We start from the raw sequence: 16,186 nt of genomic DNA, 5'->3' as shown, positions 1-16,186 counted from the left end.
TGGAGATGGTGATGCCCGGGGATAATGTGAATATGGACGTGGAGTTGATAGCGCCTGTGGCCCTTGAGGAGCAGCTTAGGTTTGCGATAAGGGAAGGGGGAAGAACAGTGGGCGCTGGTGTAGTTACTAAAATCGTGGAGTAAACCGTAACCATGGGAGACAATACATTAGTAATTGCTATGGCATGCAGTGATTGCAAGAGAAGAAATTATTCAACTACAAAAAATAAGCAAACTCATCGAGATAAGATCGAGCTGAAGAAGTATTGCAAGTGGTGCAGAAGTCATACTTTGCATAAAGAAACGAAGTAATGAATTGAGAAAAGATTTCTATAGGGCAGTAGCTCAATTAGGCAGAGCACTGGACTCCAAATCCAGCGGTTGGGGGTTCGATTCCCTCCTGCCCTGCACGTTGGAGTACACGCACAAGGATAAGCACAATGGATAAAATAGCAAATTTAAGCTCGGATACGGTTCAGTTTGCAAAGGATATAGAGAATGAGGCTAAACGTATAACCTGGCCATCTAGAAATGAGACGGTTAAGTCGACTTTGGCGGTAATTGTTATCTCGGCTATATTCGCGTCCTTTTTAGGACTTGTTGATTATATTTTTTCGATAGGTATCAAGTTCTTGCTGAGCTAAGAGATAAACGGAGACGAATATTCTTTATGGCTAAAAGATGGTACGTGGTTCATACCAATACGGGTTTTGAGGACAGAGTCAAGTCCTATATAGAAGAAAGGGCCAGAGCTGAGGGGTTAGAGGATCAGGTAGTCGAGGTTCTGGTGCCTACGGAGACAATAGTCGAGCCTGTGAAGGGAGGAAAAAAAAAGACTTCGGTCAGAAAATTTTTCCCAGGCTACATTTTGATAAAGATGGAGCTTAATGACGGCAGCTGGCACTTCATAAGAAATATTCCGAAGGTGATCGGATTCGTCGGTGGGAAGCTCAGGGATGGGCTGATAGATCCTGACTCGGTGCCTGATATAAACGAGCAGGAAGTTTTTAAGATAAAGAAACAGATAGAAGAGGGGACTTTAAAGCCCAAGCCGAAGGTCACTTTTGACAAGGGGGAAACAGTAAAGGTTATAGAAGGCCCTTTTGCGAATTTCTCGGGAGTAATTGAGGAAGTAAAGCCGGATAAGGCGAAAGTTCAGGTTCTTGTAACCATATTCGGCAGAACAACCCCCATAGAACTGGATTTTAATCAAGTGGAGAAGATATAGTATGAAAAAAATCGATGGATACATAAAATTATTGGTGGATGCCGGAAAAGCCACACCTTCGCCCCCCGTTGGTCCCGCGCTGGGACAGAGAGGCGTTAATATAATGGAGTTCTGTAAGGCTTTTAATGCGCAGACTCAAAAATTGGAAGGCCTTCTTCCCGTAACTGTAACGGTATATGCCGATAAATCTTTCTCTTTTGAGGTTAAATCCCCCCCTGTTTCCTATCTGCTCAAGAAGGCGGCGAAGGTGGAAAAGGGTTCCGGTGAGGTTCCGAGGGTAAAAGCGGGAAAGGTATCGAGAGTTAAAGTCGAGGAGATTGCGAAAACTAAAATGCCGGACTTGAATACGAATGATCTGGAAGCGGCTGTAAGGATCGTTTCAGGAACCGCAAGGAGCATGGGAATAGATATAGTCTGAGGATAAGTGATTGAATTTGTTCATAATAAAAAGCGGATAAAAAGGATTTATCAAGTTTTATGGAGGTTTAAAATGGCTAAAAAAGGTAAAAAATACACTGGAGTAAGGAAACTGGTTGATCCCAAAGCAAGCTACGTTCTTGATGACGCCATTAAACTTCTTGAAGAAACAAAGACGGCAAACTTTGATGAGACGGTGGAAGTAGCAGTTAAATTGGGAATTGATCCGAGACAGGCAAATCAACAGATAAGGACAGGAATGGTTCTGCCTCACGGCATTGGTAAAGATATCAGGGTTGCGGTTTTTGCCAAAGACGAGAAGCAGAAAGAAGCGAAGGACGCCGGCGCGGATCATGTCGGGCTCGACGATCTTGTGGATAAAATTATGAATGAGAACTGGCTTGAGTTTGATGTCTCAATTGCCACCCCGGATGTGATGGGCTCTGTTGCGAAATTGGGTAAAGTGCTGGGTCCCCGAGGCCTTATGCCGAGTCCCAAAGTCGGCACTGTGACTTTTGAGATCGAAAATGCCGTCAAGGAGGCTAAGGCGGGAAGAATTGAGGTTAAAAACGATAAAGGCGGAGTTGTCCACGCGCCTATTGGGAAGATTTCATTCGGGAGCGATAAGCTTAAAGACAATTTTCTTGTATTCATGGGATCTCTTGTAAAGATGAAACCACCCTCTTCCAAGGGAGCATTTATCAGAAAAATTACGGTTTCTAATACCATGGGACCGGGGATTAAAATTGATTTCGTTAACGTTCGTGAGGAATTAAAGGGGTTTCAGGTGGCGGCTTGATTCTCCGAGAAACGGAAGTAGCCGGATAAATGTCACAGACCCGGTTTATAACGCATAGATTATTTTGAAATTATGGATTTTTAAGGAGCAGGTCAATGTTAAGTAAAGCGGCTAAGAATGAGCTGGTTCAGGAATTTAACAATGTATTCAAAAGCGGTCCTTCGGTTCTGGTGGTTGAGTACAAGGGACTTACGGTCAATGAGCTCCAGGGACTGAGGGCGAATTTGAACAAAGCCGAGGCCGAACTCAAAGTCGTTAAGAATACGCTTCTAAAAATAGCAGCTAAGGATACGGACATTGAACAAATAACAGAACTTTTCGAGGGCCCCACGGCAGTCGCGATCTGCAAGAAAGACCCCACTGAGGTGGCAAAGGTATTTGTGGATTCGGCTAAGAAAATCCCTCTGCTAAAAATCAAGGGCGGGGTTGTGGACGGAAGCGTCCTGAATGAGACCGAGATTTCAGCACTTTCAAAGCTGCCGTCGAGAGAGGAAATGATAGCGCAGTTTATGGGACTTATATCTAGCCCCATGTCAAATTTCCTGGGCACGCTCGTTCAGCTTCAGACTCAGTTTTTGTACGCTTTGAACGCACTTAAGGAAAAAAAGGAAAAGGAAGAAAATTAAGTTTAAACCAAGACGTATTTCATTTAAGGAGGTTTTTTAATAATGGCTGACATCACGAAAACAGATGTTGTAACTTATCTTGAGAAAGCAAGCATGCTCGAGATCTCGGAGTTGATCAAGGAGATCGAAGATAAGTTTGATATAAAGGCCGCAGCCCCTCAAGTAGCCGTTGCCGCAGCGCCCGGAGCCGGTGCGGGCGGAGAAGCAGCTGCGGAGCAAGCGGAAAAAACCGATTTTACTGTGGTCCTGAAGGCCATAGGGGGCAATAAAATTCAAGTGATTAAGGCTGTCAGGGAAGTTACGTCTCTCGGTCTTAAAGAAGCGAAAGAGCTTGTCGAGGGCGCCCCCAAACCTGTTAAAGAAGGCGTGGAGAAGCAGGAAGCCGAGGATGTAAAGAAAAAGCTTGAAGAAGCCGGCGCAGAAGTAGAAATTAATTAAGTATTTGATGGAACAACGGTTATACTATAAAGTTTACCTGTTTAAAGTCGGTCGACTGATTTATATAACCGTATTTCCGGCTTTGTAACTATCATACTTATGTATCTTCTCTCAGATAGGTTGCCGAGTCTCCTAAAAGTAAATGCTTAATTAGGAATTAATGAGCCGTGTTGCGCCTATTGAACAGAGAATTTAGTCATGAAATTAATTGAGTAAGTATTATAAAACAAACACGGGGGGTAAGATAAGTTGAGTGTAGATGGTGTAGAATTTTATAAGTTCAGGAAGAGTTTTTCAAAATTACCGTCCGTCCTCGAAATACCTCATCTGCTCGAAGTTCAAGTCAAGTCCTACTATGACTTTCTTCAATCCGATACGAAACCAGAAGACCGGCAGGATGTAGGTCTGCATAATGCTTTTAAAACTGTATTTCCAATAGAAGATTACAACGAAAAGGCCTCGCTTGAGTATATAAGTTACAGATTTGACAGACCGAAATACGAAGCAGTCGAATGCAGGTTGAAGGGTTATACATACGTTGCGCCCCTTTACGTTACTTTTCGGCTGGTAATTTGGGATACCGAATCAGGTGAGGAACGTACGATAAGGGATGTAAAGGAACAGGAAGTCTATTTCGGCGAAATTCCTCTTATGACGCCTAACGGCTCATTCATAGTGAACGGGACGGAGAGGGTCATAGTGAATCAGCTTCATCGTTCTCCGGGCGTGTTCTTTGATCAGGTCAAGAATAAAGACTCGGCAGTAGGCAGGTCTTCTTTCTCTGCGAGAATTGTACCGCACGACGGCAGGTGGATTGATCTCGAATTCGACTCCAAAGACCTTCTTCATGTAAGAATAGATAGAAAGAAGAAGTTTCTTGTAAGCGTCCTGCTCAAAGCTCTCGGATACGATGAGAAGGAGATCATGCGTCATTTCTATCCTGTTGAGACTATCTATACGGACTCGGATGGAATGAGTAAAAGGGCCAACTACGACGTGCTGCCCTATCAAAGATCCACGGCGGACATCGCAGACCCGGAATCCGGAGATGTTCTGGTTAAGAAAGGCAGGAGATTCGTCAGAAATATCATCGAGAGACTCAAAAAAGCCGAGGTCGATATTATTCCTATTGATCCTCTCGAATTGATGGATAGGTTTGCCGCCGACGATATTGTGGATAAGAAAACCGGCGAGGTGATAGTCAACTTCAACGAACTGATTACTGAAGAAAAGATTCAACAGATAAAAGATAGTGAAATAAACGAGTTTAAGGTTTTCTACATCGATAATATCTCTGTTGTTGCCTCTCTCAGAAATACGATTCTGGCCGATAAGGTTAAAACCCGTGAGGATGCGATTACAGAAATCTACAAGAAATTCCGTCCGACGGACCCGCCTACTCTAAACGTGGCGGAGACTTTCTTCGATAATATGTTTTTTAATCCGGACACCTACAGACTGTCTCAGGTCGGACGACTGAAAATAAATTATAAGCTGAACCACGGTATCCCTGACGATTTTCCCACCCTTACGAAGGAGGACATACTGGGAACAGTAGGCTACCTCCTTGGATTGAGGGGAGGGAGGGGTACCACAGATGACATTGACCATCTCGGAAACAGAAGGGTGCGTACTGTCGGGGAGTTGATAGAAGACCGTTTCTATCACGGGCTCGAGAGGCTTGCGCGCTCTGTTAAGGAGAAGATGGGTTATCAGGCTGTTGAGAATCTGATGCCGAGCGAGCTACTTATTCCAAAAACCGTAATTGCGGTCGTAAAGGAGTTTTTCGCTACGGGTCAGCTTTCCCAGTTCATGGATCAGACGAATCCTCTTTCGGAGATTACTCACAAGAGAAGACTGAGCGCGCTTGGACCCGGTGGTCTTACTAGGGAAAGAGCGGGATTCGAGGTGAGAGACGTTCACTCCTCGCACTACGGGAGGATATGCCCGATCGAGACGCCCGAGGGCCCGAACATCGGTCTTATCTCCAGTCTGAGCACATACGGTAAGATTAACGATTTCGGATTTATTCAAACCCCTTACAGGGTTGTTAAAGGCGCCAGGGTAACTGATGAGATTGTCTATATGAATGCTCTGGCGGAAGAAAAATACATTATTGCCCAGGCAAACGCGCCGCTCGACAATAAGGGCAATTTTACATCGGAATTCATTTCTGCAAGACACGGCGGGGAATTTATGATGGTGGAGCGGGAAAAGGTGGAGCTGATGGACGTTTCACCCTCACAACTCGTTTCGGTATCCGCCTCCCTGATACCGTTTCTTGAGCACGATGATGCAAACCGGGCTCTCATGGGATCGAACATGCAACGGCAGGCCGTACCGCTTATTCGTGCAAGCGCTCCCATAGTAGGCACGGGTTTTGAAAGCACCGTGGCCAAGGACTCCGGAGTCGCGGTCATTGCCAAGAGGGACGGAATCGCCGAATATGTGGATTCCTCGAGAATAGTGGTGAGCGCCACGGGCGAGGACTCGGATGTCGATGCCGGCGTCGATATGTACAACATGCTCAAGTTTCAGAAATCGAACCAGAGCACATGCTGGAATCAAAAGCCGATTGTTAAAAAAGGCGATATTATAAAAGCCGGACAGGTCATTGCCGACGGCCCGTCGACTGATTTCGGCGAGCTGGCTCTGGGCCAGAACGTGCTTGTGGCATTTATGCCCTGGGGTGGATATAACTTTGAAGACGCTATTCTCATGAGCGAAAACCTGGCCAAGGAAGACAGGTTTACCTCTATACACATAGAGGAAGTCGAATGTATTGCGCGAGAGACGAAACTGGGACGCGAAGAGATAACGAGAGATATTCCTAACGTAAGCGAAGATACACTCAGAAATCTGGATGAAAGCGGGATAATAAGAGTAGGCGCTGAAGTTAAGCCCGGGGACATAATTGTAGGGAAGATTTCCCCCAAAGGAGAAACACAGCTTTCACCCGAGGAGCGACTGCTGAGAGCTATATTCGGAGATAAGGCGGGTGACGTAAAGGATACTTCTCTAAGGGCGTCTCCCGGGGTTTACGGCACCGTAATCGATGTGAAAATGCTTATATCCAGAGTCGTCGATAAGGACGAAAGGGCTAAAAGCATTGAGGATTTTGAAGTAACTCGTCTCAAGCAGGACTGGGAAGATGAGGTAAAGATATTAAAAGATGACGCCTTTGAGCGTATTAGGTCCATGGTGATCGGTAAAACAGCTTCTGCCAAACTCACGGTATCCCGAAAAACGGTTCTCAAAAAGGGAGACAAAATATCCGAGGAAGCTCTCAAAACCATACCCTTTGAAAAGTTTGCAGATATCAGCGTAGAAAAAGGAGACCAGATAGAATCCGAAATCAAGCGCATAATCGAAAGGACGCTTGAGCAGATAGACCTAACTAATGTCGTTTATGATCAAAGAATCTCCAAACTAACCAAGCCGGATGAACTTCCTCCGGGCGTACTCAAGGTTGTGAAAGTAAACATCGCGGTCAAGAGGAAGCTGCAAGTGGGAGACAAGATGGCCGGAAGACACGGCAACAAAGGTGTCATTTCGAAGATCCTTGCCGAGGAGGATATGCCTTACCTTCCGGACGGTACCCCAGTGGATATGATTCTAAATCCGCTCGGCGTTCCTTCGCGAATGAACGTCGGACAGGTGCTTGAAACTCACCTCGGGTGGGGCGCAAAGGAGCTCGGGAATCAGATAAATGAAATAATGGAGCGGGAATTTAGCCCCGAGGCCCTGCGCAAGAAACTAAAAGACATATATAAATCTTCGGAAACTGCCAAGATTATTGATAAAATGAAGGAGCAGGACGTGCTCGACGTTGCCAGAAAGCTGAGTAGAGGTATTCCGGTAAAGTCTCCTGTATTTGACGGCGCTTCCGAGGAAGAAATAAAAACGGTGTTGAGAGAGACAGGGCTGCCCGAAGACGGTAAAACGATTCTGTTTGACGGTCAGACGGGTGAGCCATTCGACCAGAAAGTGACGGTAGGCGTAATGTATATGCTTAAACTGCACCACCTGGTTGAAGAAAAGATTCATGCCAGAGCTATAGGTCCTTATTCGCTGGTTACGCAGCAACCCCTGGGCGGTAAGGCCCATTTCGGAGGCCAGCGACTCGGAGAGATGGAAGTCTGGGCGCTTGAGGCCTACGGAGCGTCTTATACCCTTCAGGAATTCCTTACGGTGAAGTCTGATGACGTAATCGGAAGGACGAGAATATTTGATTCGATCGTAAAGGGCGATATGAATTTCGAGCCCGGACTGCCGGAGTCATTTAAGGTGCTGCAAAAGGAGCTCCAGGCGCTTTCACTGGACATCGATCTTCTCGAAGAGGAAGAAGTGGAAAGTGAATAAATAAAGAATAGGGAGGGAGATAAACGTGGACGTAGATACCCTTTTTGAAAAACCTAAAAATCCTTCGGAGTACTCGGCCGTTAAGATTTCGATAGCTTCTCCCGAAAAGATCAAGGAATGGTCTTTCGGAGAAGTAAGAAAGCCCGAGACAATAAACTACAGAACTTTCAAACCGGAAAGGAGCGGACTCTTCTGCGCGAAGATTTTCGGACCCGTAAAGGATTACGAATGCACATGCGGGAAATATAAGAGATTAAAGCACAGAGGTATCACCTGTGAAAAATGCGGGGTAGAAGTTATCTCATCCAAGGTCAGAAGGGAGAGGATGGCTCATATAGAGCTCTCATCCCCGGTGGCCCATATATGGTTTCTAAGAAGCATACCCTCGCGTATCGGGATGCTCCTGGATATGACGCTCAAGGATCTGGAAAAAGTGCTCTACTACGAATCCTACGTGGTACTGGATCCCGGGGGCACGCCGCTTAAATTTGCGGAAGTGCTGAGCGAAGACAAGTACAGAAAGGCAGTAGAGGAATACGGACACAGCTTCAGAGTGGGAATGGGTGCTGAGACAGTAAGAGAGATGCTCAAGAAGATCGACCTTGTTGAGCTTTCGGAGCAGCTGCGCCATGAAATGAAAAATACATCCTCTCCCATAAAGAGGGCAAGGATAGCTAAAAGACTTAGAATTTGTGAAGCGTTCAGGAAGTCCAAGAACCGTCCTGAATGGATGATCCTTACAAGGATCCCTGTTCTTCCGCCTGATTTGAGGCCGCTTGTTCCGCTTGACGGCGGGAGGTTCGCTACGTCGGATTTAAACGACCTTTACAGGCGTGTAATTAACAGAAACAACCGTCTTAAAAAATTACTTGAATTAGGCGCACCCGACATCATTGTCAGAAATGAAAAGAGGATGCTTCAGGAATCGGTGGACGCTCTGCTTGAGAACGGGCGCAGGGGAAGGCCGGTTCTGGGTCACAACCACAGACCTCTTAAGAGTCTGAGTGACATAATAAAGGGGAAGCAGGGAAGATTCAGACAGAACCTGCTCGGGAAAAGGGTGGATTACTCCGGGCGTTCGGTTATCACGGTAGGCCCGGAGCTCAAGCTCCATCAATGCGGTATACCCAAGCAGATGGGTCTCGAGCTTTTCAGGCCTTTTATCTATCAAAAGCTGGAAAAATGGGGGGCCGCGGCAACAATAAAAATCGCCAAGAAGCTGGTGGAGCAGGAAGCCCCGATCGTTTGGGACGCTCTGGACGAAGTTATTAAAGAGCACCCGGTTCTGCTTAACCGTGCTCCCACACTTCACCGCTTGAGCATACAGGCGTTCGAGCCGATTCTGATCGAAGATAAGGCGATACAAATACACCCGCTCGTCTGTCCTGCATACAACGCGGACTTTGACGGCGACCAGATGGCTGTGCACGTGCCTCTTTCCATCGAAGCCCAGACCGAATGCAGAGCGCTCGTTATGTCGACCAATAACATCTTGTCCCCTGCGCACGGAAAACCTATAATTCTTCCCACCCAGGACATCGTACTCGGCATCTACTATATGACAAGGGACATGGCTGTGGATAAAGGGGACGGAAAGATATTCTCATGCATCGAAGAGGTGCAGATAGCGTATGATTCCGGTGAAATCGGTCTGCACGCAAAAATAAGAGTGCGCATCAATGATAAGGTATATGAGACAACGGCGGGCAGGGTAATACTATACGAAATAATGCCCAGGGACATTCCTTTCGAGCTTGTCAACAGGGTAATGACGAAAAGGGCTATCGAAGAGCTGGTCGATACGTGCTTCAGAGTTGCAGGAGGCAAGAGCACGGTTATTCTTGCCGACAGGATGAGAACACTGGGGTTTAAGTACTCGACCAGAGCGGGAATTTCCATATCAATAGACGATATGAGCATCCCGGAGAAGAAGAAAGATCTTCTTCAAAAAGCCCAGGACGAGGTAGTCAAGGTTCAGAATCAGTACTCTCAGGGTCTTATTACTGACGGTGAAAGATATAACAAGGTCATCGACATCTGGGCGCGAACGAGTGACGACGTAGCCCAGGAAATGATGAAAGATATTTCCTTTGAGGAAATGCTTAACGACAAAGGCGAACTGAAAAAGGGTACAAGCTCCAATCCTATATATATGATGATCGATTCCGGCGCGCGCGGCAGTCAGACACAGGTTCGTCAGTTGGCAGGAATGAGAGGCCTTATGGCCAAGCCTTCCGGTGAGATCATTGAGACGCCGATCACGTCTAATTTCCGTGAGGGCCTTACCGTTCTGCAGTACTTCATCTCAACTCACGGCGCGAGAAAAGGTTTGGCGGATACGGCGCTTAAGACCGCAAACGCTGGTTATCTGACAAGAAGGCTCATCGACGTGGCGCAGGACGTAATGATTAAGGAATTCGACTGCGGCACGGTTGAGGGTATTACTGTGAGCGATCTTGTCGAAGGGGGCGAGATAATCGAGAGAGTAGGGGAGAGGGTGCTCGGAAGGGTTACTCTGGATGACATTACCGACCCTGTAAGCGGTGAGATTATAGTAAGAGAGAACGAGGAAATAGACGAGCAGTCCGCTTCCAAAATAGACGAGGCGGGAAGTATTACAGAAGTGAGAATAAGATCGGTTCTTACGTGCGAAACACGGATAGGCGTCTGCGTATGCTGTTACGGAAGGAATCTGGCTACCGGCAAGCTCGTGAACATAGGAGAGGCTGTAGGCATTATTGCCGCCCAGTCGATCGGCGAGCCGGGTACGCAGCTGACTATGAGAACCTTCCATATCGGCGGCGCCGCCAGCCAGAGGGCCGCAGAAAGCACACTTGAATCAACCCATGAGGGAACGGTCAAATTCAGCACCGTCAGAACTGTAAAGAGCAAAGACGGCAGTCTTGTTGTCATAAACCGTACCGGTATTTTAATTATTATGGATGATAAGGGGTACGAGAGAGAGCGCTATCCGCTTGCTCTTGGAGCGAAGCTGAAAATAGAGGAAGGCGAGAAGATTAAGGAAGGGCAGTTGCTGGCGGAATGGGATCCGTACACCACACCGTTTATTTCGGAATTCGACGGCACTGTCGGCTTTGTCGATCTTGAGCAGGGTATTACCCTTAAGGAACAGGTTGACGAAGTTACGGGTATTTATAAAAAGGTTGTTATTGAATCCAAAAATCTGGACGTTCATCCCGGTCTGGTGATAAAAACGAAAGAGGGGAAAGGTATCCAGTACTCGCTTCCGATCGGCGCGATTATTGAAGTCAATGAAGGCGACAAGGTAGGTGCCGGGGACATAGTTGCCAAGATCGCGAGGGCGACCTCTAAAACAAAGGACATCACGGGCGGTCTTCCGAGGGTTGCGGAACTCTTTGAGGCAAGGATGCCGAAGGACCCCGCGGTCGTTACCGAAATCGACGGTATCGTGAGCTATGGTAAGGATGTCAAGGGTAAAAGAAGGGTTGTCGTAACCCCTGAGGTCGGGGAACCCAAAGAGTACCTGGTTCCGAGGGGTAAGCATGTCCTGGTTAGAGAAGGGGAGCAGGTAACCTCCGGCGACCAGCTTGTTGACGGCTCCGTCAACCCCCATGACATACTTCGAATCCGTGGGGAGCGTGCGCTCACCCGCTACCTGGTGGACGAAATCCAGGAAGTATACAGACTTCAGGGTGTAAAGATAAACGATAAGCACATAGAGGCCATTGTGAGACAGATGCTCAAGCGTGTCAGGATTAAGGACCCTGGCGACACAATACTCCTTGTGGGAGAAGCGGTGGAGAAGCACATATTCTTCGAGGAGAACGAAAGGGTTGTTGCTCAGGGAGGAAGACCGGCGTCAGCTGAGCCTCTCCTGCTCGGTATTACAAGGGCGTCTCTCAGCACCGACAGCTGGCTTTCCGCGGCATCATTCCAGGAGACGACCAGAGTACTTACCGAAGCCGCATGCGAGGGCAAAGCGGACAATCTGAGAGGCCTTAAAGAAAACGTCATCATGGGAAGACTCATACCGGCGGGAACGGGACTACCTATATACCGGAACATTGACGTAGAGGTTCCGGTGCTCGAAGTTCCGGTTCCGGCAGCAGCCTCTGTTGACGAAGAATAAACACAGCAAATAAATCCGGGGGCCGAACACTGATAATTATCAACGGCCCCACGGACCCTTAAAATTTATTTCATATAATTCATAATGCCGCAAGATAGTGGAACCCAGATGGACAAGGTTTACGATCCAAAAAAGGTTGAGGAAAAGTGGTATGCGGACTGGATCGAAAAGGGTTATTACAGGTCGTCTCATAACGAGCAAAAACCGCCTTTTTCCATCGTGATACCTCCGCCCAATGTGACCGGATCGCTTCATATCGGTCACGCGCTAAACAATACCCTCCAGGATATTCTTATCCGCTATAAACGCATGAAGGGATTTGATCCCATGTGGGTTCCGGGCACCGACCATGCCGGAATCGCGACACAGATGATGGTCGAACGGGAGCTCGAGAAAGAAGGCCTGTCCAGGGTTCGAATGGGGAGGGAATCTTTTGTAGAGCGTGTATGGAAATGGAAAGAAGAGTCGGGAGATACCATCAGCAATCAGCTCCGCCGTCTGGGGGCGCTTCCCGACTGGGACCACGAGCGTTTCACAATGGACGAGGGACTATCCAATGCCGTGAGAAAGGTCTTCGTCGATCTCTACAATGAAAAACTGATTTATAAGGACAAGAGGCTCGTTAACTGGGACCCCAAGCTGTGCACGGCGATTTCCGACCTGGAAGTAGAGCAGCGGGAAGTTACGGGGAATCTGTGGCATTTCAAATACCCGGTTGAGGGAACCGAAAACGAATTCATAACGGTCGCGACGACGAGACCCGAAACGATGCTCGGTGATACCGCGGTCGCCGTACACCCGGAAGACGGGCGCTACAAGCACCTCGTCGGCAGGAACGCGGTTCTTCCTCTTGTCGGGCGGCCTATTCCCATCATTGCGGATGAGTACAGCGACCCTGAGAAGGGAACCGGGGCCGTGAAGATTACGCCCGCCCACGACTTCAACGACTTCGAGGTCGGGAAAAGACACGGCCTTCATATGATTAATATATTCGACCAAACCGCTCACCTCAACGAACAGGCTCCCGAGAAATACCGCGGGCTTGAGCGTTTTGAGGCGAGAAAGCGCATCATAGAGGATATGGACGCGCTGGGTCTGATGGATAAAATAGAGAACACAGCTCATACGGTTCCTTACGGCGATAGGTCCGGAGTCGTAATCGAGCCCTGGCTTACGGATCAGTGGTATGTCGATGCAGGGAAGCTCGCCGCCCCGGCTATAGAGGCTGTAGAGAAGGGCCGCATCAAATTCGTTCCCAAATACTGGGAGAGCACCTACTATGAGTGGCTCAGGAACATAGAGCCCTGGTGTATATCCAGGCAGCTTTGGTGGGGGCATCGGATACCGGCCTGGTACGGGCCTGACGGCGAGATATTCGTTTCTATGACCGAGGACGGGGCTTATGAAGACGCGAGGAAGCATTACGGCCGTCAGGATGTCGAGCTCAACCGCGATCCGGACGTGCTCGACACTTGGTTTTCTTCCGCTCTGTGGCCGTTTTCCACTCTCGGGTGGCCCGAGCAAACACCGGAATTAAAAAAATACTATCCGACCGGCGTACTGATTACGGGTTTCGATATTATCTTTTTCTGGGTCGCGCGCATGATAATGCAGGGACTCAAATTTATGGGGGGAGTTCCGTTCAGAGATGTCTACATTCACGGGCTTATCAGGGATGAGAGCGGGCGGAAGATGAGCAAGACCACGGGGAACGTCATTGACCCGCTTGACGTAATCGAGGAGAACGGGGCTGACGCTCTCAGGTTCAGCCTCACGGCTCTGGCCACTCAGGGCAGGGATATAAAGCTCTCGATGTCCGTAATACAGGGCTACAGGAACTTCATAAACAAGATATGGAACGCGTCCCGCTTTCTCATTATGAATCTGGAGGATTACGACCCTGACCTGAACGTAGAGGATGAAAGGCTCACGACTTACGATAAGTGGATAATCACAAAGCTGAATCATACCGTAAAGGAAGTAGAGATTTCTTTAGAAGGATATGAGTTCGACAAGGCCGCAAACGCCGTTTACAAGTTCTTCTGGTCTGAGTACTGCGACTGGTACATAGAATCCGTGAAGCCGGCTCTTTACGGAGGCGATGAGAATCAAAAACAGAATACTAAGAGCGTTCTCGTTCACGTGCTCAAGACTGCCCTCCAGCTTCTTCATCCCATGGCGCCTTTTGTAACGGAGGAGCTTTATCAAAGGCTCCGCGGCTTCGGCGTAGAGTTAAACGCCGTCGATGGAGGAGTAGCGGAAAGCATACTGTTAAGCTCGTTTCCCCGGTGTGAAGAGGCGCAGATATTCAAAGACGCGCATGACGAGGTCGAATTTCTAAAGGAAATAGTTGTTGGTATCAGAAACCTGAGGTCCGTAATTGGTCTTCACCCTTCGGAGAAGGTGAACATACTGCTCCTTCCCGAAAACGTAAAAGCGCGTAAACAAATCGAGGACAACAGAGGATTTATACTCAACCTCGCTACCCTCTCGGGTCTTCAGGTTGCGGATGGGGAAAAGCCCGAAAAGGCAATCGCTCAGGTGGTTCCCGGAGTCGAGATTTTCCTTCCCGTCGAGGGTCTGATCGATGTTGAAAAAGAGACTGAGAGGGTAAAAAAAGAGATCGGAAAGATATCCAAAGACCTCGACCGCACTGAGAAGAAGCTCGCTAACTCCGACTTCCTGAGCCGCGCCCCCGAAGAGGTCATCGAAAAGGAGCGAGAGAAATTCGAGGAGCTTTCCTTCCAGAGAAAGAAGATGGAAGAAGTGCTAAATAAGCTGAACGAACTCAGATAAGCCTTTCCTGTTTATATAAAATCCTTCCTAATTCAGCCTTAGCGAAGTCCGATACCCTTTTGTTAATCTTATTGAATTGAGTACGTTATCCTTGAAGCTGAGGAGATATGGGATAAGTTGGGTTATAAATAGTTCCGCATTACGTCGAGGAAAAGTATTGAATAATAATACTGAGAAAATAATTGATGAAGTGATAGAGGCTCATGGGGGCATCGACCGATGGAAATCACTTGTAGCGGTAGAAGCGGTGATATCTGCTTCGGGATTTTTATTCACCGCAAAACGAAGGCCCGCTCAGAGCGGCGTCAGAGTGCGCGCATTTCGTGACGAGCCGCGATTTATCGCATGTGACTTTCCCGAACCAGGGCATCGGAGTGAGCTAATAGGGGATAAAGAGGTGAGAATTCTTGATTCCCGGGGTAATGTAATAGCCTCGCGCATAAACCCGAGAGCCGCATTCAAGAGTCTGAGGAGTACTTTCTATTGGGATGATCTGGATTTTATTTATTTCGGAGGTTATGCAGAGTGGAATTATCTCCTCACGCCCTTTATTTTTCTCCGGGATGGGTTTAAGTTCAAAGTGCTTGAGCCGATTGCTGGAATACCCGACTCGTGGTTAACGCTGGAAGTCACTTTCCCGGACGATTTGCCTACTCACTGTAAAAGGCAGATATTCTATTTCGATGAAAAAAGACTTTTACGACGTCTCGATTACACAGCCGAGGTAGTGGGCAGCTGGGCGAAGGGTGTGCATTTGTGCGAGGGATACAGGGATTTCCACGGCTTTAAGGTGCCTACGCTTAGAACGGTAAAGCCTCATTTTTATGGAGCTAGATATCTCCCTTTTCCTACACTTATATTTATAGAGGTCCATGATTTTAAGCCTATTGAGAGGGGCGATATGCTCTAGCTAAGCCAAGACGGCTAAGGCAGGAGCAGATGGGCAAGAAAAATTCGAAGAGCTTTCCTTTCAGAGAAAGAAGATGCGATTTCTGAAGGTGAAAACTGATTCTCCTGACATCTTTAACCTGAAAAACAGTAATTGCTTACTTCAATATAAAGTATTACATTAGAACACTCATGTTTTATCCGGTGTATATATCTAAAAAGGGGTGAAGAAAATGGCTCACGAAGTTTCCTTTACCATACCCAGCCGAGCGCTGGGACGTTCCGATGTCGAGTTCGATGTTTGGCAAAAAGGCGAGAAATTAGGAACGTTAAACGTATCCAAGGGCAGCGTTGTCTGGTTTCCCGCGAACACCATTTATGGATACAAAGTGGGATGGAACAGGTTCGATAAGATAATGCAGCAGCACGCTAAGGGTTTTGAGAAAAGATAGGCGCACAATTTTAAGCCCCGGAGTCCTGATTCGTCCTTTGAAACAGTTGCTGCCGGTGGAAAAAATATAT

The 16,186-nt window shown here is 47.8% G+C and carries 13 protein-coding genes and 1 tRNA gene; all 14 read left to right on the top strand.

Translation table 11 applies throughout. The annotated features are described in order from the left end of the window. Positions 1–143, top strand: a 143-nt coding sequence (tuf, locus tag RIG61_01615; GenBank protein ID MEQ9617853.1) for an elongation factor Tu, incomplete at its 5' end; no start/stop codon positions are given. Positions 144–152: 9 nt separating this feature from the next. Continuing rightward, entirely contained in the window at positions 153–311 is a 159-nt protein-coding gene (rpmG, locus tag RIG61_01610) for a 50S ribosomal protein L33 (GenBank protein ID MEQ9617852.1), read from the top strand. 22 nt (positions 312–333) lie between these two features. Then, positions 334–407 (top strand) — tRNA-Trp (locus tag RIG61_01605). A 32-nt stretch (positions 408–439) separates the two neighbouring features. Then, on the top strand, positions 440–643 hold the full coding sequence (gene secE, locus RIG61_01600) for a preprotein translocase subunit SecE (GenBank protein ID MEQ9617851.1): 204 nt from the start codon (positions 440–442) through the stop codon (positions 641–643). A gap of 26 nt (positions 644–669) precedes the next feature. After that, the gene (gene nusG / locus RIG61_01595; protein MEQ9617850.1) at positions 670–1,227 is read left to right on the top strand and encodes a transcription termination/antitermination protein NusG; all 558 of its coding nucleotides are present in this window, start codon (positions 670–672) and stop codon (positions 1,225–1,227) included. Position 1,228: 1 nt separating this feature from the next. Then, positions 1,229–1,645, top strand: coding sequence for a 50S ribosomal protein L11 (gene rplK / locus RIG61_01590; GenBank protein ID MEQ9617849.1), 417 nt, complete (start codon positions 1,229–1,231; stop codon positions 1,643–1,645). A 72-nt stretch (positions 1,646–1,717) separates the two neighbouring features. Beyond that, positions 1,718–2,443 (top strand): 50S ribosomal protein L1, encoded by a 726-nt coding sequence (gene rplA / locus RIG61_01585; protein MEQ9617848.1) that lies wholly within the window; start codon positions 1,718–1,720, stop codon positions 2,441–2,443. Between the two features lie 95 nt (positions 2,444–2,538). Continuing rightward, a complete protein-coding gene (gene rplJ / locus RIG61_01580; GenBank protein MEQ9617847.1) occupies positions 2,539–3,069 on the top strand; it encodes a 50S ribosomal protein L10 in 531 nt (176 codons plus the stop codon). Between the two features lie 42 nt (positions 3,070–3,111). After that, complete coding sequence (gene rplL, locus RIG61_01575; protein MEQ9617846.1) at positions 3,112–3,507, top strand: 50S ribosomal protein L7/L12; 396 nt, start codon at positions 3,112–3,114, stop codon at positions 3,505–3,507. 249 nt (positions 3,508–3,756) lie between these two features. Next, entirely contained in the window at positions 3,757–7,869 is a 4,113-nt protein-coding gene (gene rpoB, locus RIG61_01570) for a DNA-directed RNA polymerase subunit beta (GenBank protein MEQ9617845.1), read from the top strand. Between the two features lie 25 nt (positions 7,870–7,894). Then, entirely contained in the window at positions 7,895–11,980 is a 4,086-nt protein-coding gene (gene rpoC / locus RIG61_01565; protein MEQ9617844.1) for a DNA-directed RNA polymerase subunit beta', read from the top strand. Between the two features lie 84 nt (positions 11,981–12,064). Next, on the top strand, positions 12,065–14,776 hold the full coding sequence (locus RIG61_01560) for a valine--tRNA ligase (protein MEQ9617843.1): 2,712 nt from the start codon (positions 12,065–12,067) through the stop codon (positions 14,774–14,776). A gap of 157 nt (positions 14,777–14,933) precedes the next feature. Next, positions 14,934–15,686, top strand: a complete 753-nt coding sequence (locus RIG61_01555) for a hypothetical protein (protein ID MEQ9617842.1) — start codon at positions 14,934–14,936, stop codon at positions 15,684–15,686. Positions 15,687–15,897: 211 nt separating this feature from the next. Then, complete coding sequence (locus RIG61_01550; protein MEQ9617841.1) at positions 15,898–16,116, top strand: hypothetical protein; 219 nt, start codon at positions 15,898–15,900, stop codon at positions 16,114–16,116. The last annotated feature ends 70 nt before the right edge of the window (positions 16,117–16,186 follow it).

The organism is Deltaproteobacteria bacterium, assembly GCA_040223695.1.
Taxonomy (GTDB): Bacteria; Desulfobacterota_D; UBA1144; order Nemesobacterales; family UBA2774; genus JAVKFU01.
Note: the sequence above shows the minus strand (reverse complement) of the source record. Positions and strands in the feature narration are given on the sequence as shown.

Coding starts and splice junctions, on each gene's coding strand:
- RIG61_01560 (MEQ9617843.1), top strand. CDS start 12,065: ATGCCGCAAGATAGTGGAACCCAGATGGACAAGGTTTACGATCCAAAA.
- rplJ (MEQ9617847.1), top strand. CDS start 2,539: ATGTTAAGTAAAGCGGCTAAGAATGAGCTGGTTCAGGAATTTAACAAT.
- nusG (MEQ9617850.1), top strand. CDS start 670: ATGGCTAAAAGATGGTACGTGGTTCATACCAATACGGGTTTTGAGGAC.
- secE (MEQ9617851.1), top strand. CDS start 440: ATGGATAAAATAGCAAATTTAAGCTCGGATACGGTTCAGTTTGCAAAG.
- rplK (MEQ9617849.1), top strand. CDS start 1,229: ATGAAAAAAATCGATGGATACATAAAATTATTGGTGGATGCCGGAAAA.
- rpmG (MEQ9617852.1), top strand. CDS start 153: ATGGGAGACAATACATTAGTAATTGCTATGGCATGCAGTGATTGCAAG.
- RIG61_01550 (MEQ9617841.1), top strand. CDS start 15,898: ATGGCTCACGAAGTTTCCTTTACCATACCCAGCCGAGCGCTGGGACGT.
- rplL (MEQ9617846.1), top strand. CDS start 3,112: ATGGCTGACATCACGAAAACAGATGTTGTAACTTATCTTGAGAAAGCA.
- rplA (MEQ9617848.1), top strand. CDS start 1,718: ATGGCTAAAAAAGGTAAAAAATACACTGGAGTAAGGAAACTGGTTGAT.